Source organism: Nonomuraea roseola (assembly GCF_039535395.1).
Taxonomy (GTDB): domain Bacteria; phylum Actinomycetota; class Actinomycetes; order Streptosporangiales; family Streptosporangiaceae; genus Nonomuraea; species Nonomuraea roseola.
On sequence record NZ_BAAAXC010000006.1, the window covers coordinates 363,384 to 378,362 of the forward strand.

Sequence of the window (14,979 nt, forward strand, 5' to 3'; positions counted from 1 at the left end):
GAGACGGCGAGGATGGGTCTCGGAGTGGTCACGAGGTGCGTGTCTGTGCTCTGACGTGCACCAAGGCCCCATAGAACGGTTGATTGTCTAGGATCATCGTTCGCTGGAGCCTCGTTGTCGGTGGATTCTGGCGTGCCCGCTGCTGTCTTGGCCATCGCCGCGCTCGGGAGGGAGGACTGCTCGGAGTTCACGAGGGAGGGGTCAGGAGGGTGCGGGACCATGCGTCGGTGAGCCATTGGGTGAATCTGGTGGGTTCCCAGCCCCGCTGGTGGACCAGGAGCACGTAATACTCGGCTGCGTTCATGCTCCAGATGATGTCGGCGACCTCGTCATCGGACAGGTCTGCTCGTAGTTGTCCGGTGGTCCGGAGGTCGGCGGCCAGGTCGCGCATGTTGCGGGCGCGGCGCTCGGAGATCTCCACCCACAGAGCGGCGCAGTCGTGATCGGTGGTCGCGGCGTCCCTGAGGGCCAGAAATACCGGTGCGAGGCGCTGCTGGATCTGTGTGACCGCCCTGGCGTAGGTCGTCAGCTTTTCGTAAGCCTCTGGCGCGGCCCGTATCTGTTGGACGTAGTCGCGCTGCTCGGCGGGGACGGCATGGTCGGAGCCTGACAGTGAGGTCTCGACCAGTTCGCGCAGGAGCACAGGTTTGCGGCCGACCGCAGCATAGACGGTGTCTGAGGCCACCCCGGCTCGAGTCGCTATGTCCGCGATGGTCGTTGCGGTGTACCCCTGCTGGACGAACAACTCGCGCGCTGCCTCGAGCACCGCTCTACGGGTGGCCTCTGCCTTCAAGCGGCGGCGGGTTCCGTCGTAGGGGCGCTTACCGGCGCCTGGGGCCTTGACTTCTTCGCTCATCGCACTGAAGCTTACCAATATTGATCCGATAGTCATACGGACGAATTTGGAGCGCACGTGGTCTACGCCTACATCCAGGAGGTGCCGATCGATGCTGATCTCTACAAGCGCATCATCGACGAGCTCGGCCCCGAACCACTGGCCGGCTCCCTGCTGCATCTGTGCGTCCGCCGCCCCGACGGCGGACTGCGCTATATCGATGTCTGGGAGTCCGAGGAGGCGTGTGCACGGGCCTTCGACGAACGCATCCACCCTGCGGTCGATGCCGCGTTCGGCGGCGACCGCCCCGAAGGCGAACCCACCGTGCAACATCTGGAGATCATCCACATCACCGGTGCGATGGCCGTTCATGGGCAGTAGTGCACCCCCTCGGCAGAATCAGGGCGATCACACCGTGGCGAGGGTCAGCGGCGTACGGCTCTCTACAGCAGCGGCCTTGTGCTGCGCGGCACTCCTGACTGCCTGCGCCGGAACCGGCACCCCTACGCCCACGAGAACGGCCGGAACTGCAGGAACCCCGGCTGATGCCTCGGCTGCGGTGGCGGCCAAGGATCTGTGCGACTACCTCCGCGGCCAGTTGCCGAACCTGAAGTCGATCGGATCCGAAGTGGGCGCCATGGCGAACCTGACCGTCAATCTCTATTCCTGGTACGAGAAGCGTGGTGCCGTGCCCAGCGGTATCCAGATCGACACCCAGCTCCAGCAGGAATGCCCCGACGTACAAACGGAGGTCCTCAAGACCGCCGGCATCGAGAGCTTCGCGACACTGAGCCCCAACTAACCCTCCCCACCAAGGCCAAGCGCATGATCAGTTGGTGAGACCGAGGGCGATCAGTGGGTGGTGGAAGTCGTCGCGGACCCAGCGTGTTCCATCAGCGATGTTGGCGAAGCCGAGCAGCCGTAGTGTGCCGATGGCATGGCTGCGCATGACGGCCAGGATCGAGGGGAGGGAGCCGGTCCGGACTCGGCATCGGTCTTCACCCAGGGTGACGTCTCTGACGTGGTGGTCACGGTTCTCGATCGACCACTCGCCGCGGATGAGTGAGGCGAGGCGCATCGGGTCGGCTTGGCGGGCGGACAGGCTGGTGACGCCGAGAACGGCCTGGGCTGACAGGGGTTTCCCTGCCAGATCGAGGACGTGGCGTTCGATCAGGTAGACCTCTTTGAACGTGGGGAAACCTGGTCCCGGTCGGGGCAGGGCGGACTTGGATGGTGAGGATCTCCTGCCGTCCGTGGCCTCGGTCGTAGGTGATCCAGCTGATCGGTGTCCGCCGCCAGTCGAGGGCGTCGAGCTGGTCGAACAGGCCGGGCTGGTTGCCGCCCACGGGCAGAACGAAGTAGGCGCCTCCCTGGTGCAGATACCGGGCATGTTCACGCTGGGTATGCATCATGTCGGCGCTGGGGGATTTGGTCCAGGAGCGGCATGAACGCCGTGATCTCGTTCGACTTGGACGAAACGTCCAGCTCAGCCTGGCCCGTGATGAGATCGAGTAGTTTCAGCCCTTGCACGATCGTCTCGCGAACGCCCTGATCAAGCTGGCGGATACACGATGCTGGCCCTTTTGGTAGAGCCATGGGTCACTGAGCTCGATGGCGGCACTGACCTCGGCTTGCGTGCGCCTGGCCGCGTCCGGGCTGGGCGTGACCGAACGCACCGTGTGGCGTTGACTGGACGCGAACGCCCACCAACAGCCCGGCGTGCCCGGCCGCCGCCCCTATGAGCTGTTGGCGGCCGACCGGGAGCTCTTCACCTACGTTCGCGGCAACATCACCGCCGTGCACCGAGCTCGCACTGCGGCCAGCACCACCGCAGCCACCGACGCCTCGCCGGAGGTGGCCACCGCGGTGGCGGTGCCCAACTTCCTGCGCGAGGCTGGAACGGTGCCCAGCCGCTGGCCCTGCGCACCCTGCAAGAGGCCTCCGCCCGCCAGCTCACCCCGGCCGAGCGCGCGGCCTGGACCAGCGGCGAGGAAGGGCGTCGCCGGGCATCGGTATATCTCACCCGGCCACCCTCCACGCGCAACCACACCTGGGAGAGCGACCACAAGCAACTGCCCGTCGTGGTGCTGGCGCCGCGCGGCCCAGCGGTACGGCCCTGGCTGACCACCGTCGTCGACGACAGCACCCGGGCCATTCTCGGCTGGGCGCTGTCTTTGACCCCGCACGCCGGCACCGTGCTGACCGCCCTGCACATGGGACTGGTCTACGACCTCGCACGCAGCCCGTTGGGCCCGTGCCCGCCCAGAAACGCATCGACCCGCGGCCTGGAGTTCGCCGCCGCCGTCTACGACGCGATGGCCGCCCTGTGCGTCCACCTGCACCGGCTGCCCGTCCGCCAGGCTCACCGCAAAGGCAAGATCGAACGCCCGCACCGCACCATGGACTAGACCTGCTGTGCGCCCTGCCCGGCTTAACCTAAGGACCACGCGATGCGGCGGGCAAGCGGATTCGGCGCCCCTGCGCGGGTCGCAGGCTCAGGCCGGACGGTGCCGCAACCGTCCATCACCGCAGGTCAGCTATATCCGTCTGATCGTCGCGGTTATTGCGGCAGTCCCACATAGGGACCGAAGCAAGTGCTGAAGTCGCGATAGCAGGAGAAGTGTTCGAGGCCTTCGTTGGGGTTTCCGGTGGTCATCCAGACATTGACCTTGGTGGCCCCGCCGGCGACGTCCGCGTTGACGGGAAGGGTCGCGGGCCCAGATTCGTCGCACCAGGTGCTGGAACTCTGCCAGTCCAGCCGCCGCCCGGAGTTGGCTATCCGGGTGTCCGCGTACACCCGCCGGCACCCGACTGCCTTGAATGCTCCGGTGACGCCGACCGATCGGTTGTACCAGGTGACCGTGCCTTTGTAGTAGCTCGCCCCGACCTGGATCGAAAAGGTGCTGGTGGGGTAGGCGACGGCGGTGGCGGGCGCCGCCGCGAAGACCATCCCGGTAACCGACGCCACCGCGGCCACGACTGCGCCGACCTTCCTCGTGCGGCTCTTCGCCTTCTTTAGCCTCACCATGACAACCACTCCCAGGTTCTTCGAGTAAACGGGTGCGCAAGCCACGTATCACCGTCGGTGCGGAGGCGACCGCCTCAGATCGGGCAGTGAACGTTGCCGCCGTTGTTCGGCGACACCACTCAACCCCGCGTGGACCTTGTGCCGCAAAGCATTCGAGCCAGTTCAAATCCACCGCGACGACTGCTAGCGTCGGGACGGTGCTCGCGCTGCGTGTAGACGCCGACACGGTGTCCAGGACACGGTTGTCGCCCTCTCCGGCGTCGGAGTCCATGGCGTGGCTGAAGCTCACCGCCGCGTCGAGACGGCACCCGGTGTTCGGAGATCCCGGACCACTCGCCCGCGCGTCTCTTGCCCACCCGGACGTCGCCCTGCTCGCCGACCTGTTGCCGCAGAACGGCGACACCTACACGCCCGACCTGCTCACCCCGCAGCCAGGGACGGACGCGCAGCGTCGTCACCTGCTCGACGAGCAGATCGCGCAGATCGAGGCCACAGCGCAGGACGACCTCGAAACCCAGGTCTTCACCCACACCCGGACCCACTGGAGCAGGCCACTACGGGCCACGACCCGCCGGATCGCGGAGTCGGGGCGGATGCAGCGACGTCTCGCCAACGGGCTCGCCCGGTTCTGGCGGGATACCCTCTCCGACGGCTGGCCCGAACTGCGCTCCATCCTGGATCAGGACATCGCCCATCGCGCGACGGCCATCGCCACCCATGGCGTCGGCCGAACGCTCGGAGCACTCCACCCCGACATCGATTGGGCCGGCAACGCGGTTACCCTCGCCAAGTGGTGGGATGGCGAAATCGATGTCACCGGCCGGGACCTGGTCCTCGCCCCCAGCGTGCTCAACTGGCCCCACGTCATCATCCAGGTCGATGTCCCCGGGCAGTTCGTCCTCTACTACCCCGCCCAGCGAGTCGGAGCCGGCCGGGACCGCGGCTCCAGAGGGATCGCGCAAGTGGTCGGCAACGCCCGAGCAGCCCTGCTGGCGGACCTCGAAACCGCCCGGTCGACCGCAGAACTCGCCACCCGGATCGGATACAGCCCGGGCACCGTCTCCTACCACCTCAACGCACTGCACCGCGCACGCCTCGTCACCAAGGTCAGAGAGGGGCGCTACGTGTTGTACCAGCGGACCGCACAGGCAGCACGTCTGCTGGAAGAACCCCGCGACTAGCCGGCCGACCACAAGAGGTGAGGGGCGTAAGCCTCCAGGAGAGCACGAGATCGGTCAACCCGCGTGCGCCTGACATTCAGCCGCGTCTCACTGACATTCGTTTTTCGCTCAACAACGCGCGGCCGGCCGGGGTGTCCACTCCTCCGCCTACCCCCTCTTCGGGGCCAGGCCACCCACGCCGAATCTCTCCGGCACGCGTGAAGTGCGGGGTGCCGTCGGCTCGGGTGCACAGCCGCTACCGGCGGACCTTGCGGGACCTGGCGGTGTGCGGGCGACCATTGACGATCGAGCTGGAGGTGCGCCGGTTCTTCTGCGGCGGGTCCGCCTGCGAGCGGGTGATCTTCGCCGAGCAGGTCGAGGGACTGACCGGGCGGCATGCGCCCAGCCCAGGCGGTGGAGAAGACAGTCCGCGCCCACCGCTCACGCCTGCACGAACCGGACACCGCGATCGAGAGCGAGTCCTGCAGCGATGAGGCCAAGCCCGTCGAGCGTCCCAAAACCTTGGGCTCCTACGGCAACGAGCGGCCGATGGTGGCACGGACCCGCGAACTCTACGCACAGGTGCAGGCGTTGAGGCCCGGCGGCGCGTCCCTGAACACCATCAGCCGCGAACTCGGCCTGGCCTTCCGCACCGCCCGCAAGTACGCCAACGCCACCAGCGTGGAAGAGCTACCGGCCCCGACCCTGCCCGTGCCAGCAAACTGGATGAGTTCAAGCCCTATCTGACGGATCGGTGGAACCAGGGCTGCACCAACGCCCTCCAACTCCACGCAGAGATCAAGGCCCAAGGCTTCACCGGCAGCCCCCGCGCCGTTCAGGGCTGGCTCAAGCCCCTGCGCGGACCGCAACGTCCGGCAAGAGACCTGTCCGCCGCCCAAGCCCCGCCACGTCACCGGCTGGATCATGACTCGCCCCGACCGCCTGGACCCCGACGACCAGGCCCGGCTGGAGCACATCCTGGACCGCTGTCCCGGGCTTGCCGACACCACCAGGCACGTCCGCAGCTTCGCCACCATGATGACCAACCGCAACGGCCACCTGATCGACGACTGGATCACCGCAGCCGAAGCCGGAGCATCACCCCACCTGGACGCCTTCGCCACCGGGCTCCGCCGCGACCACGACGCCGTACAAGCGGGGCTCACCCTGCCCCACAGCAGCGGCGCCGTCGAAGGCACCGTTAACAAGATCAAATCCCTGAAGAGGCAGATGTTCGGTCGCGCAAACTTCGACCTTCTACGGGCCCGCGTGCTCCTCTACTCCTGACAACGCCAGGCTCTGTCACCGTAACAGTCTCCTACGGAGCGGCCCCTGGTCCACCACAGAGAGTAGGACCAGGATCCCAGATCGCCTCGGTGGGAAACGGTCCCCGGGTAGGAGGAGAGAGATTGTCCGTGCCGTCATGCTGGGATCATGATCACGATTCGCGCAATAAGGCTGGGCAAGCGCCACGGCGGCCTGTACGCGAGGAGCGGGCGGCTGGTCATCGCCGTGGTGGCGGCGCTGCCGGCGATATCGCCGGCGGCGCCGGCCGCTGGCGACGACCGGGGGCTGACGTGGCAAGCGTGCGAGGGCGCGGGCACGCCCGCGGGCCTGCAGTGTGCCGCGATCGAGGTGCCCGTGGACTGGGCACAACCGGGCGGGCGGAAGATCACACTGGATCTGGCCCGGCTGCCGGCCACCGAGCCGGCAGGCCGGCTCGGCAGTGTCCTGGGCATTTCGGGCGGTTACGGGATCGAGGACCTGAGCCGGAGCGCGGCGAACCTCACCGAGCTACGACGCAGGTTCGATCTCGTCGGTTTCAACACCCGAACCACCGTGTGGATCACGCGGATGCCCGAGGCATGCAAGCAGCCGGGAGCGATTCTGCGCGACCCGCGCAGCAAGAAGCAGTACACCGCGCAGGCCGCGGCGATGGCCAAGGCGTTGACCACGTGTCAACGGGCCGACGCGACGGGGCTGTTTGCGCACCTGGACGCCCTGTCGATCGCCCGTGACGTGGAGGCGATCCGCCAGGCGCTGGGTGAGGAGCGGCTGAGCTTCACGGCCCACTCTCTCGGCGGGGTGGCGGCGGCCGCGTACGCCCGGCTGTTCCCGCAGCGCATCCGGGCCATGTACGTCGACAGTGTGGGCAATCAGACCAAGGGCTGGCCCGCTCACCATCTGCAACTCCTGCCCGTCTCGCAACGGATGATCACCAGGTTCGCCGAGTGGTGCGCGGGCACCCCCGACTGCGCGCTGCACGGCCAAGACGCCGAGGCGGTATGGCGCAGGCTTCTGCGGGCGGCCGATCGCCATCCGATTCCGGTCACCTCGCCGCAATACGGCGCAGGGAAGCTGACCGGCTGGCTGCTGGGAGCCCTGGTCCCCCGCGATCCGGGGCCGCAGAACGCCGACTGGTCGGCCTTCGCGACCTCCGTCGACAAGGCCCGGCGCGGAGACGGGTCGGGTTTCGCCGACGCGGCGCTGTTCACCGCACGGTACTCGGCGACGCCCGGCGCACTGGCGATGAGCTGCGGAGATGAGCGCGGGTACACCAGCTACGCCCAGCTTGAGGACTTCCGCCGGAAAGCACGCAAGATCGCACCCGAGTACGCAGGAGCGGAGATCAGCTTGCTGGGATGCACGGGCTGGCCGCTGCCGGTGGCCAACCCGGCCCGCCCACTGCCCACCCGCGACCTGCCGCCCCTGCTGGGGGTCGGCACCACATGGGGCGGCCACCCCCTGACCGAGAGCTTCACCAGCATGATCCCGGGATCGGTGACCGTCGCCTACGACGGGCCCGGACACGTCACTTACCTGTCGGGCAAGAAATGTCCGATCCGGCACGCCACTGCCTACCTGACCGACCTGACGCTGCCCAAGCCGGGCACCACCTGCCCAACCGAAGAGCCACCCATCGAGCACGACGGCGTCAGCACAGACAAGCGCGATGAGGCGATCACCCCGGCCTGGTGAGCGGGCCGCTGCACATGCCAACTCCACGCTCTGTCACTGAGAACATCGAGAGTGAGCCAGAGCCGGTTGTTGTCAGTGGCCATGCGCCCGGTTGATGTCAGTGAAACCCGGTCTTCCCGGTCCTCGTCGAGAGCCTTCCTACCGATGAGTCCCGCCGAGCTCGACGCTGTCGGACCTGCTCCCACCATGAGCCGGTCGCCGTCTGCTACAGCGGTGTTCTTCCGAACGCGGACCCAGCCCCGAAGCGGTCACCGCCACGGGCGGTGGACGATCGTTTTCGTGGAACTGCCGGGGTAGATGACGATCAGGTGCTCCTCGATGGGTGCGTCGGGGTCGTTCTCGTCCCACTCGAACGTGCGGGCGTAGACGCGCATCCGGTAGCGGCCGGGGCCGTCGACGGCCAGGTTGGGCAGCGGCCGGATCGCTCCGCTGTCGCCCCCTTCGGGGTAGGGCGGGACGACCAGGCGGCCGCTGCGGCTGACGACGCCCACCTCGACCACCCGGTCCCAGCCCTTGAGCCGCAGCGGCGGGGCGGCGCCGAACGCCTTGACCGTGATGCACATCGGCTCGTTCTCGCCGTCGGTCGTGATGGCGGCGCTGCTGCCGGCGGCGTCGATGAACCCGTCGTCGATGGCCTTGAAGATGTCGCCGCCCGGGCCTTCGGTGCTGTCGCGGTCGTCGTAGACGGCGTAGCCACCCCCTTCGAAGAGCAGGTACGCGGCCGTGCCCTGTCGCCTGGCCCGCGGTTTCGGCCAGGGGTCGGTGCATCGGGCGTTCATCTCGGCCTCCCACGTGGCCAGCTCCCGCTTCCGCTCGCGCTCCTGACGGGCCTGTTCGCGTGCCTCCTCAGCCCGCTGCCGGGCGATGACGTCGGGACACAGGAACTCCAGGGCATCGCTGAGTTCGCCCGTGCTCGCCTGCCCGCCTGCCCGCCGCAGCAGCGCCTGGCGCTCCTCGGCGCCGGGCACCGCGCACAGTTTTCTGCCGTGGGCCAGGATGCGCTGGTCCGGCAGGTCCTCGGAGAACATCGCCGTCCCGGTGGGGGTGTCGTCCCGGGCCAGGCACAGGAACGCCTGCTGCCGGTCTCGCGGCCGGGTATCGGCGTAGGAGCCGATCTGCTCGAGGCAGTCCTCGTCGGCGCCGGTGAAGCTGAGCTGGGCGCCTTCCTCGGCGCCGACCACGACGAGCGGCAGCGCGAGCGCGACGGCGACGGATAGCAGCGGCCTGTGGCCGGCGGCGGGCCGGGTGGCGGTTTCCGCGGCCGGCCTGCTGGCGGGCCTGGCGAGCTCATGCGCGGTGCGCGCCAGCCACACCGTGGTCAACATGCCGAGCGCGTTCACCACGAGTTCCGGGCCTTCCGTCAGCAGCCACTCGCTCTGGACGGCGAGGCCGAGCGCGGGCAGGGCCAGTGGGACGACGAGGGCGATCCTGCCGATGGTGATCGTGGCGTTGCTCCATCGCCCGTCGCGGCGCTGCCCGATGAGGATCATCACCGTCCAGCCGAGGCTCGCCAGTCCCAGCAGGCTGATCGTCTGGTGGTCGGGATCGCTGAGGAACAGCAGCAGCGCCGGGGCCAGCGCGCCGGTCAGGCCGAGCGCGAGGGCGATCAACCGGAACCACGCCGAGACCCCGCAGACGACCCGCGTCAGCAGGATCACCGTGGTGGCCCACAGGAGCAGGCTCGCGACGTTCGCCGCAGTGCCGGACAGCTCTTCGACGAGTTCCCAGCCCACCAAATCGCCGGCGACGCCCGCATACAGCAGGCGCCGCAACCAGACCACACTGCGCGCCAACCCTTCGGTGCGCGGCAGCGCGGGACCGCGCAGTACCTGCCACAGCATCCACGCGTTGAGCCCGCAGATCCCGGTGAGCACAGGCCCCAGCCAGTCGCCCCGCGCGTAACGGAGGGCCCAGGTGGTGGCTGTCGCGGCCACCGACAGCGCCGACAGGTCGCCGGACACGGCGGCGAGCACCGCGGCGACGGCCGCGACGGCAAGGTAGAGCGCGACGACGACGATGGCTGTGCGCCCGAAGCTGTATTGGCCGACAGCGGCCCAGATTCGTGTAACGATGCGAATGATCTTAGAGATATGTCCAGGATGCATGCCCTGTCGTGCCATGTCGTACGTTGACGCCTCTGGCCATCGGCTGAGGCTGACCTAGTCGGTGACGCTGGCCTCGCTGACTGTTGCGCGCCCGGTTGTCGGGCTCTGGCCACGCCGGCGGTCAGGACGAGCTGATCTCGGGCGGCGGCCAGGGCGGTGAGGAAGCCTGCCCGGTCCGGGTCGGCGCCCGGGACGCTGTCGGTGACGTCGGTCATCGCGGTCCGCAGGACCGGGTAGGCGGTGAGCAGGGCCCAGACCTCCTGCTCGATGCCGTCCGGGGTGCGCGCCCGCAGGACGTGTCCGCCCAGGATCATGGACTTCCAGCACGCAGATGAGCGCCTTGTCGTGGGAAACGTCGTCAAGGCCACGTGGCGGACCGGGCAAGACCTCACTGCCCGGCAAAGCGCTGAGGTGCTCCAGCTTGCGAGTGTCGTTCGGCAGCTGCACATACAGAGTCATGGGCTCTGCAGCGCTCGTGCGCGTGGTACGCGGGTCTCCGGGTCTCCGGGGATAAGGATTGTTGAGCGCGACGAAGCTGTCGCGAGCCGCCGCCAAGAGCTGGCTCCGGCTCACTCTTGATGATCGTGGTGACAGAGCGTGGCTCCGTTAGATGTCGAGGAGGATGCGGACCGGTCCTGCGCGACTCCGACGACTGCACGCTCTGTCACCGAGATCGCGGGCGCGTTGAGAGTGTCACCGTCTGTGACAGCGAAGGAGTCGTCTCCCCATGACGGGGGAGGGTTATGGCTCCTCAGGGGGAGGTGGGGACTCGGTCCACGCCGGAACACTCGTGACCCTTATGAGAATCCAGATGCCTGTCCATCCACGGTGGAGCGCCGTCAGGAAAGTCGCGGGGTACGGCGCCGCCTCGACCTTGTCCCTGTACCTCATCGTCAAGGTCGCCTTGGTCGCTGCCGCCCTACTCGGTATCGTGCCCGCGCAGAGCGGCATGGATACCACGGAGTGGGTGACGCTCAACGCGATCACTGTGGTGATGTCGTTGGTCGGAGTGGCACTGGGACTGGCTCTAGCTCAGCGGTGGGGTCGGCTGATCCCTGGCCCGCCGCTGCTCTTCTTCGCATGGGTGGGCGCGGGATTCCTGGTTCCGATGATCCCGTACGGGATCGTGAGCGCCCTGCTCGGCGCGGACGGCGCCCAGGCCGGCGATGACGCGGCGATGCCGGGATGGGAGACGATCGGCATCGGCGTTGGATTCACGGGGATGGCGGTGGGCCTGGCCGTCGCTCTGCCGATCTATCTGCGAGAACGCTGGCCGCAAGCCTTCCTGGGGAGACTTGGCGAGCTCCCCGGCACCAGCCTGCGGGCACGGTTGTTCCTCCTGATCGGGCTGATGATGAGCGCCGGGCTGGGGCTGCTCTGGGGGTATTGGGCACTGGGCGGGAGGCTGGGACTGGACCCCGCGCACATCGGCCGCGAGGCTCTGGACAGCCTGCTGATGCGCGGCAACTGGGGGGCGTGGGCGCTCCTCGGCGCCGGGTGCGGCTGGTCTCTCATCGCAGCCCGGCCTTCCCGGTTGCCACTGCGGGTTCCGATGGCGCTGGTGTTCCTCGCGTCGGGTTCGCTGTTCGCCTGGGGGTGCTGGAAGCTTCTCTGGGCCGTCGTCCGGCCCGGCGACTTCGCGACGTCGGAGTATCCGGTGGTCGCCGTGATGGAGCATGCTCTGAGCGTCTGCGCCGGCCTCGTGCTCATGGCCGTCGTCCTGCGGACATATCGCGCCCAGGCGGCGGACTCGGCTGAGTATGACCTCGGGGTCGAGGCCGGTCATCTGCACCATGGCCGCGACGTGGATGGGGGTTACGCAGCGTGCGACGCGCGTCGATCGTGACGTCGGCCTGCGGCGACGGGCCGCGCAGGTAGCCGTGGCCGGCTGGTGCCCAGCTAGGGAGAGTCCCCATGTCCACCACCACCATCGTCACCGTCCTGGCCGCCCTCTGGGTGGGTTTCTCCGCCTTTTCCCTCCTTCGCCGCGCCGAGTGGGTCGTGAAACCGCTGAGGGACTACGGCGTCCTCCGCTCGTGGTGGACCTGGGCAGCCAAGGCCGCAGGGGCTGTGGGCCTGCTAGTCGGCCTGTTCGTGCCGGTCGTCGGCCTCTTGGCCGGGATCGGCCTGGTGCTGTACTTCGCCGGAGCCGTGGTCACCGTGCTCCGGGCGCGCTCGTACTCGACCGTCGTCTACCCCCTGCTGTACATGGGCCCGGTGATCGCCGCCTTGGTGCTGGGATACATCGCCTGGCAGCTCTCGAGAAGCCCTCGCCGGTGCCCTGCCGACGAGGGCGAAAGGGGGCCCGCCGGGCGTGTGATCAGGCCGGCGGTCTCGGATGGCCGCCGCCATGACCTTCTCGCACGGCCGCGGCCCGGGCCGCCGGCGGTCGCGGCCTGGAGAGGTCAGGCCCCCGTGACGCCGTCGAGGCGTTCACGGACGAGGTCGGCGTGGCCGCTGTGGCGTGCGTACTCGGCGATCAGATGGACGTAGATCAACCTCAGGGAGATCTCCTCGCCGTCATCGTGGACGAAGGTGTCGTCGAGTGACGCCCGCGCCACGGCGGCGTCGGCGAGCTTCCACTCCTCGGTCAGGCGGGCGTGGTCGCCCGCGGCGTTGGCCGGGTCGAGATCCTCGAAGTCGGCGTCCTTCCACTCGGGGGTGGAGTAGGCCATCTCCACGGCCTCGCCTGAGAAGCGGCGGCGGAACCAGGTGCGCTCGACCTTCGTCATGTGGCGCACCATCCCGAGCAGGGTCAGGTTGGACGGCGGCACGGTGGCCGTGGCGAGCTGCTCGCCCGTCAGCCCCGCGCACTTCTGCAGCAGCGTCACGCGATACCAGTCGAGCATGCCCTGCAGCAGGGCCCGCTCGTCGCCGGTCTTCGACCCGCCGACACGCTCGATCTCCGGGGCGATCCATGTCACAGGCCCATCCTCCACCATGATCACAGCAGGCCACGACGCGAGGGAGGACCCATGCCCTTCAGGGCAGGATGGCGTCCACGTAGCCGCCGTCGACGCGCAGGGCGCCGCCCGTGGTCGCCGACGCGTACGGCGAGCTGAGGTAGACCACCATGTTCGCGATCTCCTCCGGCTCGATCAGCCGCTGCAGCAGCGACTGGGGGCGGTGCCTGCGCATGAACTCGCGCTGCGCCTCCTCCCACGGCAGCTCCCTGTCGACCAGCTCGTAGACGAAGTCCTCCACCCCGCCCGTGTGGGTCGGTCCGGCGATCACGGAGTTGACGGTGACACCCGTGCCCGCCGCCTCCTTGGCGAACCCTCGGGACACCGCCAGCAGGGCGGTCTTCGACACGCCGTAATGGATCATCTCGGCGGGCGTGACCACGGCCGAGTCGCTGGCGATGTACTGCACGCGCCCCCACGACCTGGCCGTCATGCCCGGCAGGTAGGCACGGGTGAGCCTGACGGCGGCCAGGACGTTCACCTCGAAGTACCTGCGCCACTCCTCGTCGGTGATCTCCAGCGCGGGCCTGGCCCCGAAGATGCCGAGGTTGTTGACCAGGATGTCCACCTCGGGCAGCAGATCCACGACCCTGGCGGCGCCCTCCTCCGTCGACAGGTCCGCGGCGACGGAGGTCACGCGCGCGCCGTCCACCTCGCCGCGTAGCTTGTCGGCGGCCGCCTCGACGGAGGACCTGCTCCTGCCGTTGACCGCGACGTGCGCGCCCGACCTGGCCAGGCCCGTGGCGATCGCCGCCCCGATGCCCTGGGTCGAGCCGGTGACCAGGGCGGTCCTGCCCGAGAGATCGATGTGCATGGGACTCGTTCTTCCCTCGGGGGCGGCGGTTCATCCGCCTCTCATTTCCGTCCCCGAAGCTGTGGCGGGACAAGCCGTAGCGAGGGGGTCGTGTGAGCATCGCCGCCGAGAAGGTCACGCGGGCGACCGGGCCCGCGCCGCGCAGCAAGCGCAGGCGGTGGAGGTCGTGGCTGCCGGCGGCCGCGTTCGCCGCCTGGGCCTGCGTCAGGGTCTTCGGCCTCGAACATGGATCGTTCCCGACCCAGTTGATGACGCTCACGCCGTACGCGCTGGTGGCCGGGGTGGTCACGACCGTGGTCCTGGCCGTCCGCAGGAGGCCCGCCGCCGTGCTGGCGCTGGCCGCGTGCGTGGCGCTGGCCGCGACCGTGCTGCCACGCGCCTTCGCCGAGCCGCTGACCGTACGGGGGCCCGCGCTGAAGGTCCTGTCGATCAACCTGTTCTCCAGGGCGGACGCGCAGGCGGTGGTCTCCCTGGTGAAGGAGTTCGAGCCTGACGTGTTCAGCGCGCTCGAGCTGGGGCCCGAGACCGTCAGGCGCCTCGACGAGGCGGGACTGGACACCCTCATGCCGCACAGGGTCCTGCAGGCGGAGCGGGGCGCGGCGGGCAGCGGCCTGTTCGCCAAGCATCCGCTGACGGAGCTGAAGGGGCTGTTCACGCCGATCGGCCACAACATGCCCGCGGCCACGGTGACGCTGCCCTCGGGCGTCAAGGCGCAGGTGGTGGCCGTTCACCCGAATCCGCCGCTGGGGTCGATGGCGGCCGAATGGTACGTGTCGCTGGCGGCGCTGCCCGCGCCCTCGCCCGACGTGGTGCGCGTGCTGGCGGGGGACTTCAACGCCAGCCTCGACCACAGGGCGATGCGGGACCTGCTCGGCAGGGGGTACATCGACGCCGCCGAGGCGGTGGGCAAGGGGCTGACGCCGACGTGGCCGCACGGGCGGCTGCTGCCTCCGTTGATCACCATCGACCACGTGCTGGCCGACCGGCGGGTGGGGGTGGCCAGGGTGGAGGTGCGCGACGTCCCCCGCACCGACCACCGCGCCGTCTTCGCCGAACTCCGCCTTCCGTGAGGCCGCAGGACGAGGACCGGTCTTC

17 protein-coding genes are annotated in these 14,979 nt (G+C 68.8%); 11 read left to right on the forward strand and 6 right to left on the reverse strand.

Annotation, left to right across the window (positions count from 1 at the left end; translation table 11 throughout):
- Positions 1 to 187: 187 nt before the first annotated feature.
- A complete protein-coding gene (locus ABFX55_RS07375) occupies positions 188 to 856 on the reverse strand; it encodes a TetR/AcrR family transcriptional regulator (RefSeq protein ID WP_346118889.1) in 669 nt (222 codons plus the stop codon).
- Positions 857 to 913: 57 nt separating this feature from the next.
- Here ABFX55_RS07375 and ABFX55_RS07380 point away from each other — a divergent pair, with 57 nt between their 5' ends.
- Both ABFX55_RS07380 and ABFX55_RS07385 read left to right on the forward strand, forming a co-directional pair.
- Positions 914 to 1,216, forward strand: a complete 303-nt coding sequence (locus tag ABFX55_RS07380) for a hypothetical protein (RefSeq protein WP_346118891.1) — start codon at positions 914 to 916, stop codon at positions 1,214 to 1,216.
- Positions 1,217 to 1,394: 178 nt separating this feature from the next.
- A complete protein-coding gene (locus tag ABFX55_RS07385; RefSeq protein WP_346118893.1) occupies positions 1,395 to 1,637 on the forward strand; it encodes a hypothetical protein in 243 nt (80 codons plus the stop codon).
- 27 nt (positions 1,638 to 1,664) lie between these two features.
- On the opposite strand, the gene ABFX55_RS07390 is transcribed toward ABFX55_RS07385, so the two are convergent.
- Positions 1,665 to 1,913 (reverse strand): hypothetical protein, encoded by a 249-nt coding sequence (locus ABFX55_RS07390; protein WP_346118894.1) that lies wholly within the window; start codon positions 1,911 to 1,913, stop codon positions 1,665 to 1,667.
- 1,003 nt (positions 1,914 to 2,916) lie between these two features.
- Between ABFX55_RS07390 and ABFX55_RS07395 the strand changes: the two genes are divergently transcribed.
- Complete coding sequence (locus ABFX55_RS07395; RefSeq protein ID WP_346118896.1) at positions 2,917 to 3,243, forward strand: hypothetical protein; 327 nt, start codon at positions 2,917 to 2,919, stop codon at positions 3,241 to 3,243.
- 152 nt (positions 3,244 to 3,395) lie between these two features.
- On the opposite strand, the gene ABFX55_RS07400 is transcribed toward ABFX55_RS07395, so the two are convergent.
- Positions 3,396 to 3,863 carry a hypothetical protein gene (locus ABFX55_RS07400; RefSeq protein WP_346118898.1) on the reverse strand — a complete coding sequence of 156 codons (468 nt, stop codon included), beginning with the start codon at positions 3,861 to 3,863 and terminating at the stop codon, positions 3,396 to 3,398.
- Positions 3,864 to 4,060: 197 nt separating this feature from the next.
- On the opposite strand from ABFX55_RS07400, the gene ABFX55_RS07405 reads away from it, so the two are divergent.
- The 5 genes from ABFX55_RS07405 to ABFX55_RS07420 all read left to right on the forward strand — a co-directional run bounded on the left by ABFX55_RS07405 (position 4,061) and on the right by ABFX55_RS07420 (position 8,002).
- Positions 4,061 to 5,044: a DUF5937 family protein gene (locus ABFX55_RS07405; protein WP_346118900.1), complete on the forward strand. Its 984-nt coding sequence runs from the start codon at positions 4,061 to 4,063 to the stop codon at positions 5,042 to 5,044.
- Between the two features lie 209 nt (positions 5,045 to 5,253).
- Positions 5,254 to 5,517 carry a transposase family protein gene (locus ABFX55_RS49705; RefSeq protein WP_379478997.1) on the forward strand — a complete coding sequence of 88 codons (264 nt, stop codon included), beginning with the start codon at positions 5,254 to 5,256 and terminating at the stop codon, positions 5,515 to 5,517.
- Positions 5,438 to 5,770, forward strand: a complete 333-nt coding sequence (locus ABFX55_RS07410; RefSeq protein ID WP_346118901.1) for a hypothetical protein — start codon at positions 5,438 to 5,440, stop codon at positions 5,768 to 5,770. The genes ABFX55_RS49705 and ABFX55_RS07410 overlap by 80 nt, the downstream gene beginning before the upstream one ends.
- A 177-nt stretch (positions 5,771 to 5,947) precedes the next feature.
- Positions 5,948 to 6,310 (forward strand): transposase, encoded by a 363-nt coding sequence (locus ABFX55_RS07415; protein WP_346118903.1) that lies wholly within the window; start codon positions 5,948 to 5,950, stop codon positions 6,308 to 6,310.
- Positions 6,311 to 6,457: 147 nt separating this feature from the next.
- Positions 6,458 to 8,002, forward strand: coding sequence for an alpha/beta fold hydrolase (locus ABFX55_RS07420; RefSeq protein ID WP_346118905.1), 1,545 nt, complete (start codon positions 6,458 to 6,460; stop codon positions 8,000 to 8,002).
- A gap of 248 nt (positions 8,003 to 8,250) precedes the next feature.
- Here ABFX55_RS07420 and ABFX55_RS07425 read toward each other — a convergent pair whose 3' ends face one another.
- Complete coding sequence (locus ABFX55_RS07425) at positions 8,251 to 10,107, reverse strand: hypothetical protein (RefSeq protein ID WP_346118907.1); 1,857 nt, start codon at positions 10,105 to 10,107, stop codon at positions 8,251 to 8,253.
- A gap of 799 nt (positions 10,108 to 10,906) precedes the next feature.
- Between ABFX55_RS07425 and ABFX55_RS07430 the strand changes: the two genes are divergently transcribed.
- Both ABFX55_RS07430 and ABFX55_RS07435 read left to right on the forward strand, forming a co-directional pair.
- Positions 10,907 to 11,953 carry a hypothetical protein gene (locus tag ABFX55_RS07430; RefSeq protein WP_346118908.1) on the forward strand — a complete coding sequence of 349 codons (1,047 nt, stop codon included), beginning with the start codon at positions 10,907 to 10,909 and terminating at the stop codon, positions 11,951 to 11,953.
- 68 nt (positions 11,954 to 12,021) lie between these two features.
- A complete protein-coding gene (locus ABFX55_RS07435) occupies positions 12,022 to 12,600 on the forward strand; it encodes a DoxX family protein (protein ID WP_346118910.1) in 579 nt (192 codons plus the stop codon).
- Here the strand turns inward: ABFX55_RS07435 and ABFX55_RS07440 are convergent.
- Positions 12,513 to 13,031, reverse strand: a complete 519-nt coding sequence (locus ABFX55_RS07440) for a DinB family protein (RefSeq protein WP_346118912.1) — start codon at positions 13,029 to 13,031, stop codon at positions 12,513 to 12,515. The two genes, ABFX55_RS07435 and ABFX55_RS07440, sit on opposite strands and share 88 nt — an antisense overlap.
- A gap of 58 nt (positions 13,032 to 13,089) precedes the next feature.
- Positions 13,090 to 13,884, reverse strand: a complete 795-nt coding sequence (locus ABFX55_RS07445) for an SDR family NAD(P)-dependent oxidoreductase (RefSeq protein WP_346118914.1) — start codon at positions 13,882 to 13,884, stop codon at positions 13,090 to 13,092.
- 92 nt (positions 13,885 to 13,976) lie between these two features.
- Here ABFX55_RS07445 and ABFX55_RS07450 point away from each other — a divergent pair, with 92 nt between their 5' ends.
- Positions 13,977 to 14,954 carry an endonuclease/exonuclease/phosphatase family protein gene (locus tag ABFX55_RS07450; protein WP_346118916.1) on the forward strand — a complete coding sequence of 326 codons (978 nt, stop codon included), beginning with the start codon at positions 13,977 to 13,979 and terminating at the stop codon, positions 14,952 to 14,954.
- Positions 14,955 to 14,979: the final 25 nt, after the last annotated feature.